The sequence below is a fragment of the Bacteroides muris (ex Afrizal et al. 2022) genome, assembly GCF_004793475.1.
GTDB classification, from domain to species: Bacteria; Bacteroidota; Bacteroidia; order Bacteroidales; family Bacteroidaceae; genus Bacteroides; species Bacteroides muris.
Genome location: NZ_SRYZ01000115.1, coordinates 1 through 1,065, shown reverse-complemented (window position 1 = coordinate 1,065; position 1,065 = coordinate 1). Strand labels below are relative to the sequence as shown.

The following is a 1,065-nucleotide window of genomic DNA, read 5'->3' as shown; positions in this document are numbered from 1 at the left end:
ATTTTGCCTACCACCTCCCCCCTCGGATACTCCTCCTTCGAGAAGGAGGAGAATGAAAGGCGTTCGGACAAGCGGGTTTATATCCTTCGTCCCTGCATGATTCATGGTCCCGGCAATAAAGGGAATCTGAATCTTCTTTATAATGTGGTGAGGAAAGGCATTCCCTGGCCTTTGGGGGCTTTTGATAACCGAAGGTCTTTTACTTCGATAGACAATCTCTGCTACGTGGTGGAAGGGCTGCTGACCAAGGAAGTGGCAAGTGGCATCTACCACATGGGAGACGACGAGGCCTTGTCCACGAATGAGCTGATAGCTTTGATGTGCCGGGCTTTGGGGCGTCGGCCGCATATCTGGAAGATGAATAGGGGAGTGATGGAGCTCTGTGCCCGTGTCGGGACTTTGCTTCATTTGCCTTTGAATGCGGAGCGCCTGCGCAAGCTGACTGAGAATTATGTGGTGAGTAATGCGAAGATAAAGGGCGCGCTGGGAATTGACCGTATGCCGGTGAGGGCAGAGGAGGGGATAGTGAGAACGATAAAATCGTTCTCACATATAAAAGTTAATAATTAGGCATTGTTAGAGCCTGTTTAAATTTTTTTCAAAAAGTTTTTTCAGCTTCTTCCCAAGCTTCTTTCCGGTCTGTTTTTCTGTTTCTATTCATCACATAGCCCGCTATGCTCTTCATTAAAACAGAAAAACATCCTCAAAGAGAACTCTTAAAAGAATGCTGAATAAAATTTGAACAGGCTCTTAGTGGTGCGATAAAAATCTAACACTATTATTAAACAGTTAGTATTTAGTTAAATACAAGGGTATATTGATTTTTTGATTTGAATCTGATTTACTTATCACCAAGCAGTCCCCGGCAATCAATTCAAACCAAGATGTCAAGGTTCTCCCTTTATTTGATGATTTTAAAACTAATGCGATTTTATCGCACCGGTAGTAATTAAGAATTAAATAGGAAAGTACTGTTATGTATTATCTGCTGATATTGGTTCTGCTGTTTCTGGCAGAACTTTTTTATTTTAAGGTGGCTGACAGGTGCAATATCATCGACAAGCC

At 42.6% G+C, this 1,065-nt stretch carries 1 pseudogene; it reads left to right on the top strand.

Going from position 1 to position 1,065, the window contains the following annotated elements:
• Nucleotides 1-570, top strand: a pseudogene (locus E5355_RS19085) (nucleoside-diphosphate-sugar epimerase); the annotation flags it as partial.
• Nucleotides 571-1,065: the final 495 nt, after the last annotated feature.